Source organism: Streptomyces sp. NPDC048825 (genome assembly GCF_043198355.1).
GTDB lineage: Bacteria > Actinomycetota > Actinomycetes > Streptomycetales > Streptomycetaceae > Streptomyces > Streptomyces xiangluensis.
Genome location: NZ_JBICUR010000002.1, coordinates 438,288 through 453,398, shown reverse-complemented (window position 1 = coordinate 453,398; position 15,111 = coordinate 438,288). Strand labels below are relative to the sequence as shown.

At 68.5% G+C, this 15,111-nt stretch carries 12 protein-coding genes and 1 pseudogene; 11 read left to right on the top strand and 2 right to left on the bottom strand.

The window, feature by feature from the left end; genetic code table 11:
* The first annotated feature begins 19 nt into the window (after window positions 1–19).
* Window positions 20–742 carry an HAD family hydrolase gene (locus tag ACGFNK_RS07475; protein ID WP_393412861.1) on the top strand — a complete coding sequence of 241 codons (723 nt, stop codon included), beginning with the start codon at window positions 20–22 and terminating at the stop codon, window positions 740–742.
* 283 nt (window positions 743–1,025) lie between these two features.
* Here the strand turns inward: ACGFNK_RS07475 and ACGFNK_RS07470 are convergent, their stop codons facing one another.
* The gene (locus ACGFNK_RS07470) at window positions 1,026–1,208 is read right to left on the bottom strand and encodes a hypothetical protein (protein ID WP_393412859.1); all 183 of its coding nucleotides are present in this window, start codon (window positions 1,206–1,208) and stop codon (window positions 1,026–1,028) included.
* Between the two features lie 178 nt (window positions 1,209–1,386).
* Between ACGFNK_RS07470 and ACGFNK_RS07465 the strand changes: the two genes are divergently transcribed.
* From ACGFNK_RS07465 to ACGFNK_RS07435, 7 genes are all read left to right on the top strand, one after another.
* Complete coding sequence (locus ACGFNK_RS07465) at window positions 1,387–2,259, top strand: winged helix-turn-helix domain-containing protein (protein ID WP_393412857.1); 873 nt, start codon at window positions 1,387–1,389, stop codon at window positions 2,257–2,259.
* A gap of 256 nt (window positions 2,260–2,515) precedes the next feature.
* Window positions 2,516–4,657: a phosphotransferase family protein gene (locus ACGFNK_RS07460; RefSeq protein ID WP_393413285.1), complete on the top strand. Its 2,142-nt coding sequence runs from the start codon at window positions 2,516–2,518 to the stop codon at window positions 4,655–4,657.
* On the top strand, window positions 4,654–5,772 hold the full coding sequence (locus ACGFNK_RS07455) for a phosphotransferase (RefSeq protein ID WP_393412855.1): 1,119 nt from the start codon (window positions 4,654–4,656) through the stop codon (window positions 5,770–5,772). The genes ACGFNK_RS07460 and ACGFNK_RS07455 overlap by 4 nt, the downstream gene beginning before the upstream one ends.
* Window positions 5,773–5,821: 49 nt before the next feature.
* Window positions 5,822–6,436 (top strand): TetR/AcrR family transcriptional regulator, encoded by a 615-nt coding sequence (locus tag ACGFNK_RS07450; protein WP_393413283.1) that lies wholly within the window; start codon window positions 5,822–5,824, stop codon window positions 6,434–6,436.
* 89 nt (window positions 6,437–6,525) lie between these two features.
* Entirely contained in the window at window positions 6,526–8,610 is a 2,085-nt protein-coding gene (locus ACGFNK_RS07445) for a HelD family protein (RefSeq protein ID WP_393412853.1), read from the top strand.
* 245 nt (window positions 8,611–8,855) lie between these two features.
* Window positions 8,856–10,190: a S8 family serine peptidase gene (locus tag ACGFNK_RS07440; RefSeq protein WP_393412851.1), complete on the top strand. Its 1,335-nt coding sequence runs from the start codon at window positions 8,856–8,858 to the stop codon at window positions 10,188–10,190.
* Window positions 10,187–10,435, top strand: coding sequence for a hypothetical protein (locus tag ACGFNK_RS07435; RefSeq protein ID WP_393412849.1), 249 nt, complete (start codon window positions 10,187–10,189; stop codon window positions 10,433–10,435). Before ACGFNK_RS07440 ends, ACGFNK_RS07435 begins: the two co-directional genes overlap by 4 nt.
* A 205-nt stretch (window positions 10,436–10,640) precedes the next feature.
* On the opposite strand, the gene ACGFNK_RS07430 is transcribed toward ACGFNK_RS07435, so the two are convergent.
* The gene (locus tag ACGFNK_RS07430; RefSeq protein ID WP_393412847.1) at window positions 10,641–11,672 is read right to left on the bottom strand and encodes a GlxA family transcriptional regulator; all 1,032 of its coding nucleotides are present in this window, start codon (window positions 11,670–11,672) and stop codon (window positions 10,641–10,643) included.
* A gap of 70 nt (window positions 11,673–11,742) precedes the next feature.
* Between ACGFNK_RS07430 and ACGFNK_RS07425 the strand changes: the two genes are divergently transcribed.
* The 3 genes and pseudogenes from ACGFNK_RS07425 to ACGFNK_RS07415 all read left to right on the top strand — a co-directional run bounded on the left by ACGFNK_RS07425 (window position 11,743) and on the right by ACGFNK_RS07415 (window position 15,081).
* Window positions 11,743–13,041 carry an MFS transporter gene (locus ACGFNK_RS07425; RefSeq protein ID WP_393412845.1) on the top strand — a complete coding sequence of 433 codons (1,299 nt, stop codon included), beginning with the start codon at window positions 11,743–11,745 and terminating at the stop codon, window positions 13,039–13,041.
* A gap of 447 nt (window positions 13,042–13,488) precedes the next feature.
* The gene (locus ACGFNK_RS07420) at window positions 13,489–14,424 is read left to right on the top strand and encodes a LysR family transcriptional regulator (protein WP_393412843.1); all 936 of its coding nucleotides are present in this window, start codon (window positions 13,489–13,491) and stop codon (window positions 14,422–14,424) included.
* A gap of 137 nt (window positions 14,425–14,561) precedes the next feature.
* Window positions 14,562–15,081: pseudogene (locus ACGFNK_RS07415) on the top strand (ATP-binding protein).
* The last annotated feature ends 30 nt before the right edge of the window (window positions 15,082–15,111 follow it).

Below are 15,111 nucleotides of genomic sequence, written 5' to 3'. Positions count from 1 at the left end.
GAGGCAGCAGACTGAGCTGGTGACAGCAGAGACAGGGCAAGTGACAGAGAAACTGAGGGGATTGATCGCCGGAGCGCGCTTCGTGCTCTTCGACTTCGACGGCCCGATATGCAAGTTGTTCGCGGGGCACACGGCGGAGCAGGTGGCCAAGAACCAGGTGCGGTGGCTCGAGGAGAGAGGGCTGCGTGGGCTCCTCACGGAGGAGGAGCAGAGAGAACCCGATCCGCACGTCGTGCTGCGGATGGTCGATCGTCGGCATCCTGACAGTGATCTGGTTTTCGAGCTGGAGAAACGTCTTACCCTGCAGGAGCTGAGAGCCGTGGAGTCGGCATACCCCACCGCCCACGTGGATGTGCTGATCCAGACCTGGTACGCGCTGGGGGCGCGGCTGGCCGTCGCGACCAACAACTCCCCGCTGGCAGCCACCCGTTACCTGGCCACCCGAGGCCTGTCCGAGTGCTTCGCCCCGCACATCTACGGCCGTACGCAGGACCTCTCGCTCCTGAAGCCGCATCCCCACTGCCTGAACCGCGCCCTGAGCGCCCTGGGCGCCGAGCCCTCCGAAACGCTCATGATCGGTGACACGGCAACAGATTTCCAGGCGGCCCAGAGCGCCGGAGTCCGTTTCATGGGCTACGCGCGTAACGAGACCAAGGAGAAGGTGCTGCGGAAGGCCGGTGCCGAAGTGGTCGTGGGGTCGTTCGAGCCCCTCCTGAAGTTGCTCCGCGACCGGAGGCGGTGAGAGGAACGATCGCGCACCCAATTGGGCTGGTTGCTTGATGATTGGCGAAGGTACGGTCGGTGTGTGGCTGAGTGCTGGGTCGGCGATGGAGGTGGCAGGGAGTTCGAGCGTGTGCTAGACGCGCTGCGGACTTGCTTGACCAGCGGATACAGACCACGACGGGGCGGAGCGCGAAGTCGGGTCCTATGCGGCTGGGACCGATGATCAGTGGAACCTTCTTCGTGAACAGCATGCAGGACTGGTCCAACTCGGTGTGGAACCGGCTTGCCACGTGGACCAGTTCTCAGGCCTGAGCCATCAACAGCACGAACAGCACGGCGGCGACGGTCAGGCACGTCGAGTTGCGGGCCCGGATCCCCCAGGTGATCAGCACCAGACAGACGAGGCCCATAGCCCCGTATCGCCACTGGATCAACTGCTCTATCCCGAGGCCCATTACGACGGACAGCAGTTGGAAGAAGACCATGGCCCCACCCCTTTGTCTCTGACACTTCCAGTGAAGCGATCAACTAGTCGGCCAATTGGGCTGGTTGACTAAGATTGGATGTGCCCGGTTTCTCTGATCCCTTAACAGGCAGGCTTGTTGGACTGTTAAGTTGACTGGAACTGGTTTGCTTGTCGACTGGAAGAGGTACGGTCGGTGTGTGACTGAGGGCTGGGTCGGCGATGGGGGCGGCAGGGAGTTCGAGCGTGTGCTGGACGCGCTGCGGACTCGCTTGACCGACGGCACGTATGAGGTCGGCAACCGTCTGCCGCCGCAGCGAGAGCTCGCCGAACACTTCAGCGTTTCCCGGGACACTGTGCAGCGAGTTCTGAAGGCGTTGGCTGGCGAGGGATGGATTGAGTCCCGCCAGGGCAGCGGCACACGGGTGATCAAGACCCAGCGGATACAATCCCCGACGGCGGACGCCGCACGTGTGGGCCGCGCCGTGACGTTGGGCCGTCTCATCAATCAGGCTTTCGAGCAACGCGAAGTCACCCTGGACGTCTACACGCTGACGTCCGAGTCCCTCAACGCCCACGTAAAGCTGCAGGCCGAACGGATCCGCGCAAGGGAGATAGCGCCGCAGCGCATCGCCCTGCGCATGCTGCTCCCGTCCGAGACGCTCGAACTTCCCTACCCACGAGCCAAGGACCCCGCTTACAGCGAGGTCATGCGGCAACGCCTGCTGGACATCACCCGCCTGCACACGGCGTCGCTGCGAGGTGCCCTACGGGAACTGCGGACCGAGGGCCTGGTTCCCACGGTTGACATCGAGGTCCGGCATGCACCGCTGACCCCTACGTTCAAGCTTTACCTGTTCAATGGTGCCGAAGTGCTGCACGGACCGTACGAGGTGCTCGAGCGCCGCATCGAGCTGGAAAACGGCGAGGAGATAGAAGCCCTCGACGTGCTCGGCTTCGGGGCCACCCTCACGCACTACGTCAAGGACGACGACGCGAATTCGCAGGGGTCAGTCTCCGTAGCTAGCATGCAGTCCTGGTTCGACTCCGTCTGGAACCTGCTCGCGGAGTGACCGCAGTGGAGTGAGCGTAAGCGGGCTGAATCTCACCATCATGCCCATCCCTGGGGGCTCGTATACCTCATTGAGACCAACAGTTAACGGACTCCGCTCGTGAGTGATCTCCGCCGACGCTAGGGTGTGCTCACCTTCGAACGTCAGCCAGGAGCGGCCAGTGCGCACATTGCCTGATCCCAGCCGCGTCTCCTGGGAGCTGCCCGCCGATCGGGCCTACGACGAGTTTGTGGACCAGGCGAAAAAGCACGGGGTGATGAGCGGTGGTCATCACAACCGCAACTATGTGCTGCCTCTGACAGAGGACATGGCCCGCCATGTGCGGCGAGATGCCGGCACAACCGTGACGGTGCGGATCCGTAAGCCCGAGGCTGTGCCGGTCGTGATCAGGACCTGGCAGCACGAATCGGAGATTCTGAACGCCATCAAGGGTGTCCTGCGCCACGTACCGGAGTGCCTGGCCGAGCGCGGCGGCTCCGCTGTCCACAGCTATGTGGAGGGTGTCCCCCTCTCCAACGTGTGCCCGAACGGCAAGCCGGTCGACAGGCTGCTGATCAAGGCGCTGGCCGAGCTGCTGGCACAGATGTCCCAGGTGCGCAGAGAGGCGTTGCCGCGATTGCCCGATGCCTGGCCGCGTAACGACAAGGACAGCCAGGGGTTCCTGCGTACGCTGGCGCGTCTCGCGGACCGGCAGATCCGTCAGCCCAATTGGCCTGCTTTCGGCGGGCTGTTCGCGGCCTTGGGCATCCCCGAGGATGCCCTGACGCGTCTGGCCGACCGGGTGCCCGCGATGGCGCGCCGCCCGTACAGCCTGCTCCACGCGGATCTCCACCGGGACAACGTGATCGTGACCTACAGCGGTGCTCCGCCCCTGATCTGCGTCGACTGGGAACTCGCGTCCTACGGTGACCCTCTGCATGACCTCGCCACGCATCTCGTCCGCATGAGGTACCCCGACTTTCAGTGGGATGAGGTCATCGACGCATGGGCCGAGGCCGTACAGGCAACGCGTCCTGTCGCCGTGAACGGCCTCGCCAAGGACCTGCGCCACTACATCGACTTCGAGCGGGCCCAGTCCGTCTACCCCGATGTGATGCGTGCGGCGAAGTCCCTGGAGGAATCGTTCGACCAGAAGAGCCTGGACGAGGCGACGGCATCCGTGCGCCGTGCTCTGGAAGCCGCCGCGAAACCGCTACGACTCGCCAGTGTGGCGAGCGAGACGGAGATCGAGAGGGTTCTCTTCCGATGGCAGGCGTCCCGGCGTGATCGGCTCCCGGGTCCCCGGTCGGTCAACGTCATCAGCTGGGATCCGGACAAGCGGCTGCCGGAGCATCCCGACTTTCCGAAGCCCGCGGTATTCGACGCGTTGATCGCGGAGGGGGCGGCACCCGCGAGCCGGGTGTTCAAGGGCACCGCACACCTCAACTCGGTGGTCCGGGTTCCGGGTGTCGACTTTCCAGTCGTAGTTCGCCGCAAGGTGGCATCGATCAGCCGCCGAGAGCCCAGCTTTCTCAGCGAGCACGCCGTGCTTCGGGCCATCGAACGGTCCCGGGTCGCGGTGACGGCGCCACGGGTGCTCGCCCTGGGCACGAGCTATCAGAACGACCCATTCGCCATTCACACCTATGTCGGTCCGTCCGACGGTGATCAGCCCCCCAGCCATCCGGTGCACGGACTGCTGCCTCATGAGGCGGACGGGCTCGTGGACCAGCTCTGCGCGTTGACCGAGGTCGATTACGCCCCTCTGGACCCGATCGGTGAGGTCTGGGACGGGTGGAAGTTCTACGACTGGCTGAGCAAGCAACTGGTGGCGCTGGTCCAGGAATTGCCCAGGGAATCGAAGCAGGTGGCCCGCCACCTCGGCCTGCCCGATGCGCCCCGGCTCAGTGAGATCCTGTCCGGGCATCGCGTGACACCGCGCTCGCCGGCCCTGCTGCACGGTGATCTGAACCCCTGGAACCTCGTGCGCCGCGACGACGCATTCGCCCTCACCATCATCGACTGGGAGATGGCGATGGTCGGCGACCCGCTGTACGACCTGGTCCGGCACATGCATCTCACCCCGACCCAGCCCGAGATCCGCGAGCGCATGTTCCGCCGCTGGGCGCAGAAGCTTCCTAGCACGCACACGAAGGACTGGCGGCAGGACTGGCGCGTGTACCAGTGGATCGAGAGCGTCCGCTCCGCCTACGTGGATCTCGACCGCCTGGTCACCGGTGTCAGCCTCGACGCCCCGAACGTCCGCAGGGCGGTGGACTCGTACGCAGTGACGCTCGCGGTGGCCAAGGGGTCACTCGGGCTGCCCATTCGCGCTACCGCGAACCCCTATCTTGCCCGCGCGTTGCCGTACGGGGACCAGGGCAGCACCAGTCGGGCCGGGCTCTCTGCGGGCGTATGACATATCTCCGGGCCGTTGAGGTGAGTGGCAGCGCGAGCGTGGTCGAAGGACCTCTCCAGGGCCACCACCACGAGACGTATGTGTTTCCGCTGCCCGGCGAGGCCGGGGAAGCGTCGCAGGTCCGCTGGAAGTGCCGTGAGCCGCGCAGCAATCTGCTCTGGTTCGACCGGCGCTGCTTCGCCTCGGAGGAGGAGTTGCTGACCGTCCTGCAGGGGCGCATCGGGGGCATCCCCGACATCATCCAGGCGGGGACCGTCCTTCTGCAGCGGTTCATCGAGGGAGAGACGCTGGGATGGCACTGCAGGGCGGGCCGGGTGATTTCCCCGTCCGCCCTTGGTCAAATCGTCGAACTCTTCCGGCAATTGGTCCAGATCACGCCCGGCACGCTTCCTGTGCGGCGGACATGTGCGCCCGAGGACCGGGCTATGGACGGCGACACCTCGGGTTTCCTTGAACGGCTCATCCACTTCACCGAGCAGCGCGTGTACGGGGCGAACCTCGAGCACTTCGAAGACCTGTTCAGCGCGCTCGGCGTGGACGGCGACTCCTTCAAACGCCTCCGTAAACACGTGTCCGGTCTGAGCGAGCGGCCCTTCTGCTTCCTGTACGCCGATCTGCACCGTGAGAACTTCATCATCGATCGTGAGGGCCGGCTCTGGACCATCGACTGGGAGCTGGCGATGCTCGGTGATCCGCTCTACGACCTGGCCACGCATCTCTACCTGATGCGCTACCCGAAGCATCAGGAGCGCCGGATGGCCGAGCTGTGGTGCGAGGTCGTCGAGGGAGTCAGGCCCGGCAGTTCGGCCGGCTGGAGAGAGGATCTGCCGAAGCTGCTCGACTACAAGAGGGCCCAGTCGGTCTTCACCGATGTCATCCGGGTGTCCCTGTCGCTGTCCCCTCCTCCTGCTCCCCCTGAGCGACTTGAGCCTGTTGAGACCGGCCAGGAGCCCAACCCGATCCGCCTCTCCCAGGCGGGCAGGAAAGTCCGCAACGTCCTCACCGCCGCCGCCGATCCGCTCGGCCTGGAGAGGGTGCCGACCCTGCGGAGGATCAAAGGTGCGCTCGCACAGTGGTACCGGGAGCGCGAGCCCGGCATGAAGCACGCGCGGTAAGGACGGCGAGCCGTTCCTGCGTACGCTCGTCCGCATGAGCGACCCAGGACTGCGCGACACAGGTCTGCGCGAGCGCAAGAAGCAGCGGATGTATCAGGCGGTCTCCGACGTGGCCATCGCGCTGTTTCTTGAGAAGGGGTTCGAGAAGGTGTCGGTCGCCGAGATCGCCGCCGCCGCCGAGATCTCCAAGCCGACCCTTTTCCGGTACTTCCCGGCCAAGGAGGACCTGGTCCTGCACCGGTTCGCCGATCATGAGCAGGAGGCCGCGCGGGTCGTTGACGACCGGAGTGAGGGGCAGTCGCCGCTCGATGCGCTGCGGGTGCACTTCCTCGAGGGGCTGGAGCGGTGTGATCCCGTCACCGGGCTCAATGACGCGGAGCCCGTGCTTGCCTTTCACCGGCTGCTCTATGGGACGCCCTCGCTCGTTGCCCGGCTGTACGGGTTTCTGGAGCGGTCCGAGGAGGCTCTCGCCCGCGCCCTCGGCGGGGACCTGGAGGCCCGGCTCGCCGCCGGGCAGATTGTCGCCGTGCGGCGGATCCTCGCGATGGAGAACGTACGGCGGATGGCGGCGGGGGAGCGCGCGGAGGAGGTCCGGGCGGATGCCGTCGCCGCGGCGGGGCTGGCCTTTCGGCAGTTGGAGGCGGGGTTGAAGCGGTACGCATGAGGCGCAGTGGGGTCGTGGCTTGCCGGCACCACCACTGAGACTCGATAAGAAATTTAACCGAGTAACGTTTTGTCGTTATCCTTGCTGGAATGACGTCCCCTGAGCCCTCCCTCCAGCATGCCCTCACCCAAGAACGCGCCCATCACGAAACCTGCCGAGCCGCCCTCGCGGCGATGATCGACGGCGCCCAGGAGCACGTCGTCACCGGCGAGGACGTCTCCGCCTCCGGGGCCGACGCCGAAGTGCTCGGGTATCAACTGCGCAGCAAGGCAAAGGAGTTGCGCGAGCTGCCCGAAGGGCCCTTGTTCTTCGGGCGGTTGGACTTCGACGGCGGTGAACACGCCGGGCAGAGCTACCACGTCGGGCGGCTGAGGATCAGCGAACACCCCGCCGCCCCGCCCCTCGTCGTCGACTGGCGCGCCCCCGTCTCGCGCGCCTTCTACCAGGCGACCGCCCGCGACCCGCAGGGCGTCCGCGTGCGCCGGCGGTTCGGCTGGGCGCCGGGCAGCCGGGGCGAGTCCGTCGGCCTCACCGGTCTGGAGGACGAGCAACTCGGGGCGGGGCCCGGTGCGGGGGAGTCGCGGCAGCAGAGCCGTATCCTCGCGGGCGAGATCGAGCGCCCCCGCGTCGGCCCCATGCGCGACATCGCCGCGACCATCCAGCCCGAACAGGACGATCTCGTACGCGGCGACCTGGCGACCTCCGTCTGTGTGCAGGGCGCCCCGGGCACCGGCAAGACTGCGGTCGGACTGCACCGCGCCGCGTACCTCCTCTATACCTATCCGCAGCGCATCCAGCGCTCCGGCCTGCTGATTCTCGGACCCAACCGCACCTTCCTCTCTTACATCTCCCAGGTGCTGCCCGCGCTCGGCGAGACGGGCGTACGGCAGTCGACCCTCGCTGACGAGATCGCCCGCCACCCCGTGACGGCCACGGACACGGAAGCGGCGGCCGTCGTGAAGCACGACGTGCGGATGGCCGAAGTGCTGCGCCGGGCGCTGTATGCCCGTGTGCGGGCCGGAGGTCCGGGCGACCTCGCGGTGCCGGACGGTTCCTACCGATGGCGGGTGCCCGGTGGGGAGTTGGCGCGGATCGTGGCGGGCGTACGGGACGAGGAGCCGCCGTACGCCGTCGGGCGTGAGCGTGTACGGACGCGGGTCGTGCGGCACATTCAGCGGCAGGCCGAGCGGCGGGCGGGGCCGGTGACCAACGCATGGGTGCGGAAGATCGAGCGGGCGCGGGCCGTCAGCGCGTACGTCGACGGCGCCTGGCCCGCGGTGCGGCCGGAGGAGGTCGTCGCGGAGCTGCTCGCCGATCCGGACGCGCTGGCCGCGGCGGCCGACGGGGTGCTGGACGCGGACGAGCAGAAGGCGATTCTGTGGGCCCGGCTGCCTCGGTCGTACAAATCGGCGCGGTGGTCGGCGGCCGATCTCGTGCTGCTCGACGAGGTGGCGGGACTGGTCGAACACCCGGAGGGTTACGGGCACTTGGTGATCGACGAGGCGCAGGATCTGTCGCCGATGGAGTGCCGGGCGATCGGGCGGCGGGCGGCCTTCGGCTCGCTGACGGTACTCGGTGATCTCGCGCAGGGGACCACGCCGTGGGCCGCACGCGACTGGGCCGGACTGCTCGGGCAGTTGGGGAAGCCGGAGGCGGCGGTGGTGCCGTTGACGACCGGGTTCCGGGTGCCGGGGGCGGTGGTCGAGCTGACGAACCGGCTGCTGGCGCGGCTGGATGTGCGGGTGCCAGCGGCTCGATCACTGAGAAGCGACGGCGAGTTGAGGATTCGGCAGGCCGCGGACGTCGCCGGAGAGACCGTCGCGGCCGTGCGGGACGCGCTCGCCCGCGTTGGGTCCATCGGGGTCATCACGGCCGACTCCGACGTCGTACGGGTGCGGGAGGCGCTCGCGGCCGCGGGGATCGAGTCGGCGGGTCCCGACGAACTGGGCGCGCGGATCGCGGTGTTGGGGGCCGGAGTCGCCAAGGGGCTCGAGTACGACCATGTCGTCGCCGTGGAGCCGGCGGCGATCGCGGAGGGGGATGCACAGGCAGAGGGCGAGGCGGAGGGAGCCACCGGGGCGAGTGCGCGAGGGCTGCGTCGGTTGTATGTCGTGCTGACCCGGGCCGTGTCCCGGCTCGATGTGGTGCACGGTCGGGCGCTGCCGTTCGACTGAGGCCGCTCGAAACCTTGTGAACCAGCCCCACAACCCGTCGGCGGTCCTGAGTTGCCGGTCTCCGTGTCCGGTGCCACCGTGAACGGGGGCAACGCCGACGGCCCGGCAATGGACAACCTTGCAGGTCAGCGGCGTACGCGTCGATACACGACTGAACCACGTCCCGCGATCCGTGGCGTCTGACAGCCCGTGCCTCGGCGCGCGTCCACGAAACAGGGGGAGCGCACAGAAAGCGGGAAGACCACATGGCGAACGGACCCATGGACAGGCGCGCCTTCGACGGGCAGCCCAATCGACCCAACGCATCCGCCACCGGCCAGGATGCGGAGTACACCGGTCGGTACGTGGTCCTGCTCGACCCGAGCAACCAGGAAAGCGGACTGAACGCACTGCGTTCATCCGCCGACATCGCGTCCGTCGAACGCGTCCGCGGAGCCGAGGTGGGGAACGTCTCCGAACTGCTGGAGCGCCCCGACGTCTCGGTGCACTTCGAGGAACTCGCCGCCGCCGTCGTCGAGGTGCGGCCTGACCAGCGCCACGCCCTGGTGACCACGGCCGAGGCCGAACCGACGATCCTCGCGGCGGAGCCGGAGCGCATGGTGTACGCCATGCCGATCACCGCCCCGACGCAGGCGCCGACAGAGTTCTACCCGGCCTACCGCAGTGACGAGGAGGTTGTCGACCGCCACACCAGGGCCGAAATCGCCGCCGCCCAGGGCCCGGCCTCGGACGAACAGAGCTTCACCTGGGGCCTGCAGGCAATCCGGGCCAACCTGTCCCATCTGACCGGACGCGGTGTGAAGATCGCCGTCCTCGACACCGGCGTGGACATCACCCACCCGGACCTGGTCGGGTGCATCGAGGACACCATGTCCTTCGTGGTCGGCGAAGCGGTCGAGGACGGCAACGGACACGGCACCCACTGCATCGGCACCGTCGCCGGCCCGGCCAAACCCCAGCAGGGACCCCGGTACGGCGTTGCCTGCGACGCCCGGATCCTCGCCGGAAAGGTCCTCAACAACAGGGGCAGCGGCGCGGACGGCCAGATCCTGGCGGGCATGGCCTGGGCCGTCGCCCGCGGCGCGCGGGTGATCTCCATGTCGCTCGGCGCGCGGGTCCGACCGGGTGAGCTCTTCCCGCAGACGTACGAGATCCTGGCCAGGCGCGCGCTCGAGCGCGGGACGGTGATCGTCGCCGCGGCCGGCAACGACAGCGAGCGGCCCCCGGTCATTCACCCTGTCAGCCGACCCGCCAACTGTCCCTCCATCCTCGCGGTGGCCGCCCTCGACAGGGCACTCACTCCGTCGTTCTTCTCCAACGGCGGCATCAACGGCCAAGGCGGCGAGATCAACATCGCCGCGCCCGGCACAGATGTGCGCTCGGCCGCCCCTGGCGGCAGATACCAGAACCTGAACGGCACGAGCATGGCCACACCGCACGTCGCCGGTGTCCTCGCCCTGCTCGCCGAGGCGAACCCCAACGGGTCCGCGGCCGATCTCGTGGCCCGTCTGAAGGCAGGCGCGTTCCCGCTGGCGCAGCCCGTCAGGGACGTCGGCTCGGGCCTGCTCCAGGCTCCGTGAGCGAGCCGTCCCGGTCCGCGCCGGTCGGGGTCATCCTCGCGGTCGACCCCGACCGGTTCGCGGAGGTGGTCGAGGCTCTGCGGCAGGCCGGGCTGACGGTCACCGGAGAGCAGCCGGTCCTCGGCACGCTCTCCGGCACCGTCGCGGAGGACCGGATCCCGGCCCTGGAGGCGGTCGACGGCGTCGACTCCGTCGACCGGGACCGCACGGTCCAACTGCCGCCGCCCGACTCCACGATCCAGTGAGTTGATTTCGCCCCCGCCGCCCCTACCCGTCCCATCCTCGAGGCGTTGCCCCGAACCCCCACCAGGGGCTCCGCCCCTGTGCCCCGCTGGGGCTGCGCCCCAGACCCCATCGGCCTGAACGGCCTCGTCCTCAAACTCCCCCACTCTCGGCTTCGCTCGAGCGGGGGCCCCACGACGGGCTGAAATCAGCTCGTCCGGCGGAAAATCAGCCCGCCCGGCGTTTGAGGACCGGGGGTTCGGGGGCCGGCCCCCGAAACGGGGTCCGGGGCGGAGCCCCGCGCGGCATGCGGAAAGCGCGGCGGTAGGCGGCCGGAGTGGTGCCGAGTGCGCGATGGAAGTGCTGGCGGAGTCCGTCGCCGCTGCCCAGTCCGCTGCGTTGGGCGACGGTGTCCACCGGAAGGTCGGTGGTCTCCAGCAGTTCCCGAGCGCGCGCCAGCCGCTGCTGGTTGAGCCAGCGCAGCGGAGTGGTGCCGACCTCGCGCGCGAAGTACCGCTCGAAGGTACGGGTGCTCATTCCGGCCCGAGCCGCCAACTCTCCTACAGCCAGTGGCGCTTGGAGTCGGTCCAGAGCCCAGTCCAGGACCGGGGCGAGTCCCTGCTCCGACGTCTGTACGCGGGGCGCGCGGGCCGGCGCGTACTGCGACTGGTCGCCCTCCCGGTGCGGGGCGACGACCATACGGCGGCCCACCTCGGCTGCCGCCGCCGAGCCGTAGTCGTGGCGCACGATATGCAGGCAGAGGTCGATGGCGGCCGCCGTACCGGCACTGGTGAGGATGGAGCCGTCGTCGATGTACAGGGCCCGCTCGTTGACGCGCACGCGGGGGTGGCGGCTGCGCAGTTCGTCCGCGTACATCCAGTGCGTGGCGGCCTCGCGCCCGTTCAGCAGTCCGGCCGCTGCCAGCACGAACGCCCCGGAACAAAGGGATGCCACCCGCGCCCCCCGGGCGTGCGCGGCACGCAGCTCGTCGAGCAGCGCCTCGGGCGGCTCGTACACGCCGTCCATCACGCACGCCGGGACGACGACGAGGTCGGCGTCCCGCAACGCGTCCACGCCTCGCTCGGCGGTCAGGCTCAGCCCGCCGGGCGCTCGTTGGATGCCACCCGGAGTGGTGCTGCAGAGCGTCAGCTCGTACCCCTCGCCGAACACGGCGCAGGGCACCGAGAGTTCGAACAGCGAGGTCTCCTCCAGGAGCGTGACCACAACGTGTATCGGTCCTGCGGGCTTGTCCTTGGCCATGACGTAAACCTAGTGTTTCCTGACGTTTCCGCCACTGGTTTGGTGTCACCCCAGCTCACAGGCTTGAGACATGGAAATGACACGCATCATCGGTCGCCCCGAGTGGCACGTCGGTCTCGCCGGACTCAGCGCCATCGGCGTGACCTTCGGCTTCGCCCGCTACGGCTACGGCCTCTATCTCCCCGAGTTCCGCCGCGAGTTCGGTCTGTCCGTCGCGACGGTTGGTCTGATCGGCAGCGCGAGTTACATCGGCTTCGTGGTGGCCCTGCTCCTGGTCGGCACGCTGGTCGCCCGTTTCGGTCCGCGCTCCATGGTGATCACGGGCGGAGGGTGCGCGACCGCCGGCATGGGCCTGGTGGCCGTCGCCCGCGAACCGGCCACGCTCACCACGGGTCTGGTGCTGGCAGGCATGAGTTCCGGCTGGGTCTGGGCTCCGTACTCCGACGTGGTGGACCGTGTGGTCCCGCAGAACCGTCGCGAGCGCGTCATTGCGGTGATCGCCACCGGCACCGCCTTCGGCGTCGTCGTCGCGGGACCGCTCGCCCTGCTGCTGCGTCACTCCCACTGGCGGCACGCCTGGTCGGTCTTCGCCGTGGCCGCGCTGGTCGTCACGGTCTACAACGCGCTGGTGCTGCCCGGCGGTTCACACCGAGCGGCGCCGCATGGCACACGGAAGGGGAGCGAGGGCGGCCGAGCCCGATCCGGGGCAGGGCGGGGCTGGTTCCTGTGCCGCCGCGCCGTGCCGCTCTATCTCACGGCGGTCTCGTACGGGCTGGTGGGCGCCGTGTACTGGGCGTACGCGATCGAGGCGATCACCGACGAGACCGGCTCCGGCTCGGCCACCGCGCCGCTGTTCTGGACCCTGATGGGGCTGGCCGGTACGGCGGGCGCGCTGACCGGCCATGCCATCACCCGCCACGGCCTGCGCCGTACGCACATCTGGCTGTTCACCGGTCTCGCCGTGGCTGTCGCCCTGCTCGGCATCGCCCCGGGCTCGCTGCCCGCCGTGGCCGCCTCCGCGGTGCTGTACGGGCCGTGCTTCATGGCAGGTTCGGCGCTGCTCGCGGTCTGGAGTTACTACACCTTCCCGGAGAAGCCCTCCACCGGCTTCACCGCGACCATCCTCTTCGTGGGCCTGGGCACCATCACCGGTCCCGCCACACTCGGCGCCCTCGCGGACAGCCACGGACTGCGTGCCGCATTCCTGGTCACGGCCCTGGTGGCAGCCACAACACTCCTCGTACGCCCCGGCTCATGGCTCGGCCCGAGTTCCGGCACGGGCCAGGCCCGGAACGAGTACGCCCGCCGCGGCCAGATAGATCAGAGCAGGTGCGGTGCGAGTCCCGGCCGTCATCCCCACGCAAGCTGAGGGGCCGTCTCAGAGGTCCGCAGTTCGACAGCGGCAGTCTCACCGGTCCTCAGCGTCATGCCGGGCCCGCCCACGCGTCAGCTCCGAATGCGCCCTTCACGTCTGAGGCGAGGGTGATGGCTCCACCTTGGCTTGAAGGGCGTAGACGGTCGTCTTACGTGCGCTGCGGACACTGCCGGCATCGCCAGATGGCGGGACGGCTCGACCCGTCGCGACGCGGTCACGCCGACGGGCCGGCCGTGGGTCGCACCGCCCGTGAACGTGATCAGTTCGAGCCCTTGAAGGACGAGCCCGGCAGCCACCCGGCTGCCGGCAGCACGCCTCCTGCCGTGCCCCTTGCCAAACCACATGTTGACCAGAGACATCAAAACGAGCCTGGAGTACTGGCACCAAACAACCATTTCGCCGATCAGACTCAACGATTGGTTGTCTGCCTAGGATGGTCGGGTGGACCTCACCTCTGTGCGCACCTTCGTCGCCGCCGTGGACGCGGGACAGTTCCAAGAAGCCGCCACCAACTTGTCGATCACCCCACAGGCCGTCTCCAAGCGCATCGCCGCACTGGAGAAGGACCTCGGTGTGCAGCTGTTCAGCCGTACGGCCCGCGGAGCCCGGCTCACCATCGACGGGCAGGCGTTCCTGCCTTACGCCCGGGCCCTCCTCCAGGCCGAGGAACGGGCAGCCGCTTCCGTGCGGCCAGGACGCCGGGCGTTGCGTGTCGACGTGATCGGCCGCAGGGTCTCGGTGGCGGGGCTACTGCGGGACTTCCACCGTGCGTATCCCGAGACCGAACTTGATGTCGTGACCCTGTTCGATTCCGACACGGCCATCGCCGCCGTCCGGTCCGGGACGATCGACGCGACCTTCCGCGCCGTGACCATGCCGGGCCGGCGGCTCCCTGACGGCATCGAGGCGACTCCGGTCTTCGACGAACCGCTACACCTGTTCACCGGACCGGCTCACGAGTTCGCCGCCGCGCCCGCGATCACTCCCGCTCAGCTCGCCGGGCGCCGCATCTGGATGCCCGGCAACCTGCCTGGCACCGAGTGGGCTGCCTACTATGACGAACTCGCCGCCACGTTCGGTCTCACCATCGACTCGGTCGGCCCCAACTTCGGTATCGAGCCGCTCCTTGACACGATCGCGGGCTCCTCGACGCTGGCCACCTTTGTCAGTGAGCAGACTCCGTTGGTCTGGCCTGCCGGCCACGACCTGCGGCGCATCCCCCTGCGTGACCCGACCCCGGTCTACCCGCACTCACTGATCTGGCGCACCGACAACCCGCACCCCGCCCTCACCGCACTCCGTGACCACCTCACCTCTGCGTACGCCGGCCGCCCCGACAGCGGGTTCTGGACACCGAAATGGGCTCAGCGCGCTTAGAACCGCCGAACGCCCAGACACGCAATCAGCCGGCTGGTCAAGGGGAAAACGGACGCTTCATCCCCTACGCCCCGTCGTCCTCGCCCAAGCCATCCACCTCTGGCTCACGGAGGGCCGCAGCGCCGGCGTCGGGGCCCATGATCGTATGGCTCAACGGCACCCACGGCGCAGGCAAGACGACGACCAGTCCACTCGTGCAGCGACTGATCCCGGATTCACGGGTGTTCCCGCCGAGAAGGTGGGCGAGACACTCATGGACATCAAGCCGGGGCTGCCCGGGACGGACAACTTCCAGCACTGGCCGCCGTGGCGGCCGCTCGTCGTCGAGACCGCCCGCCGCGTACTCGACTACACCGGCGGCACTCTGGTGATGCCCAATGACTGTCCTGGCCGAGCAGTACTGGCGCGAGATCAGCACGGGCCTCGCCCAACATGCCATTCCGGTACGGCACTTCGTCCTCCACGCTGACCAAGGCACCCTCGCGGGCGCATCGAGGGGACACCGTTCTCGGCCCCTCCTCGTTCCGCCTCAAATACCTTGGGCCCTACGCCGAGGCGGCTCGCACGTGGCTGCACGACGAGGCCGAGGTCGTCGACACCACGCACCTCACGCCCGCCCGGGCCGCCCTGCAGATCGCGGACGCCGTCGAGAGTTGAGGTCCGCCCCGCCACCCGAACCGCGGGTCT

Excerpts from the sequence above, each read along its gene's own strand:
- ACGFNK_RS07430 (WP_393412847.1), bottom strand. The coding sequence starts at position 11,672 with ATGGCCAAGGACAAGCCCGCAGGACCGATACACGTTGTGGTCACGCTC.
- ACGFNK_RS07470 (WP_393412859.1), bottom strand. The coding sequence starts at position 1,208 with ATGGTCTTCTTCCAACTGCTGTCCGTCGTAATGGGCCTCGGGATAGAG.
- ACGFNK_RS07425 (WP_393412845.1), top strand. The coding sequence starts at position 11,743 with ATGGAAATGACACGCATCATCGGTCGCCCCGAGTGGCACGTCGGTCTC.
- ACGFNK_RS07455 (WP_393412855.1), top strand. The coding sequence starts at position 4,654 with ATGACATATCTCCGGGCCGTTGAGGTGAGTGGCAGCGCGAGCGTGGTC.
- ACGFNK_RS07460 (WP_393413285.1), top strand. The coding sequence starts at position 2,516 with ATGAGCGGTGGTCATCACAACCGCAACTATGTGCTGCCTCTGACAGAG.
- ACGFNK_RS07440 (WP_393412851.1), top strand. The coding sequence starts at position 8,856 with ATGGCGAACGGACCCATGGACAGGCGCGCCTTCGACGGGCAGCCCAAT.
- ACGFNK_RS07445 (WP_393412853.1), top strand. The coding sequence starts at position 6,526 with ATGACGTCCCCTGAGCCCTCCCTCCAGCATGCCCTCACCCAAGAACGC.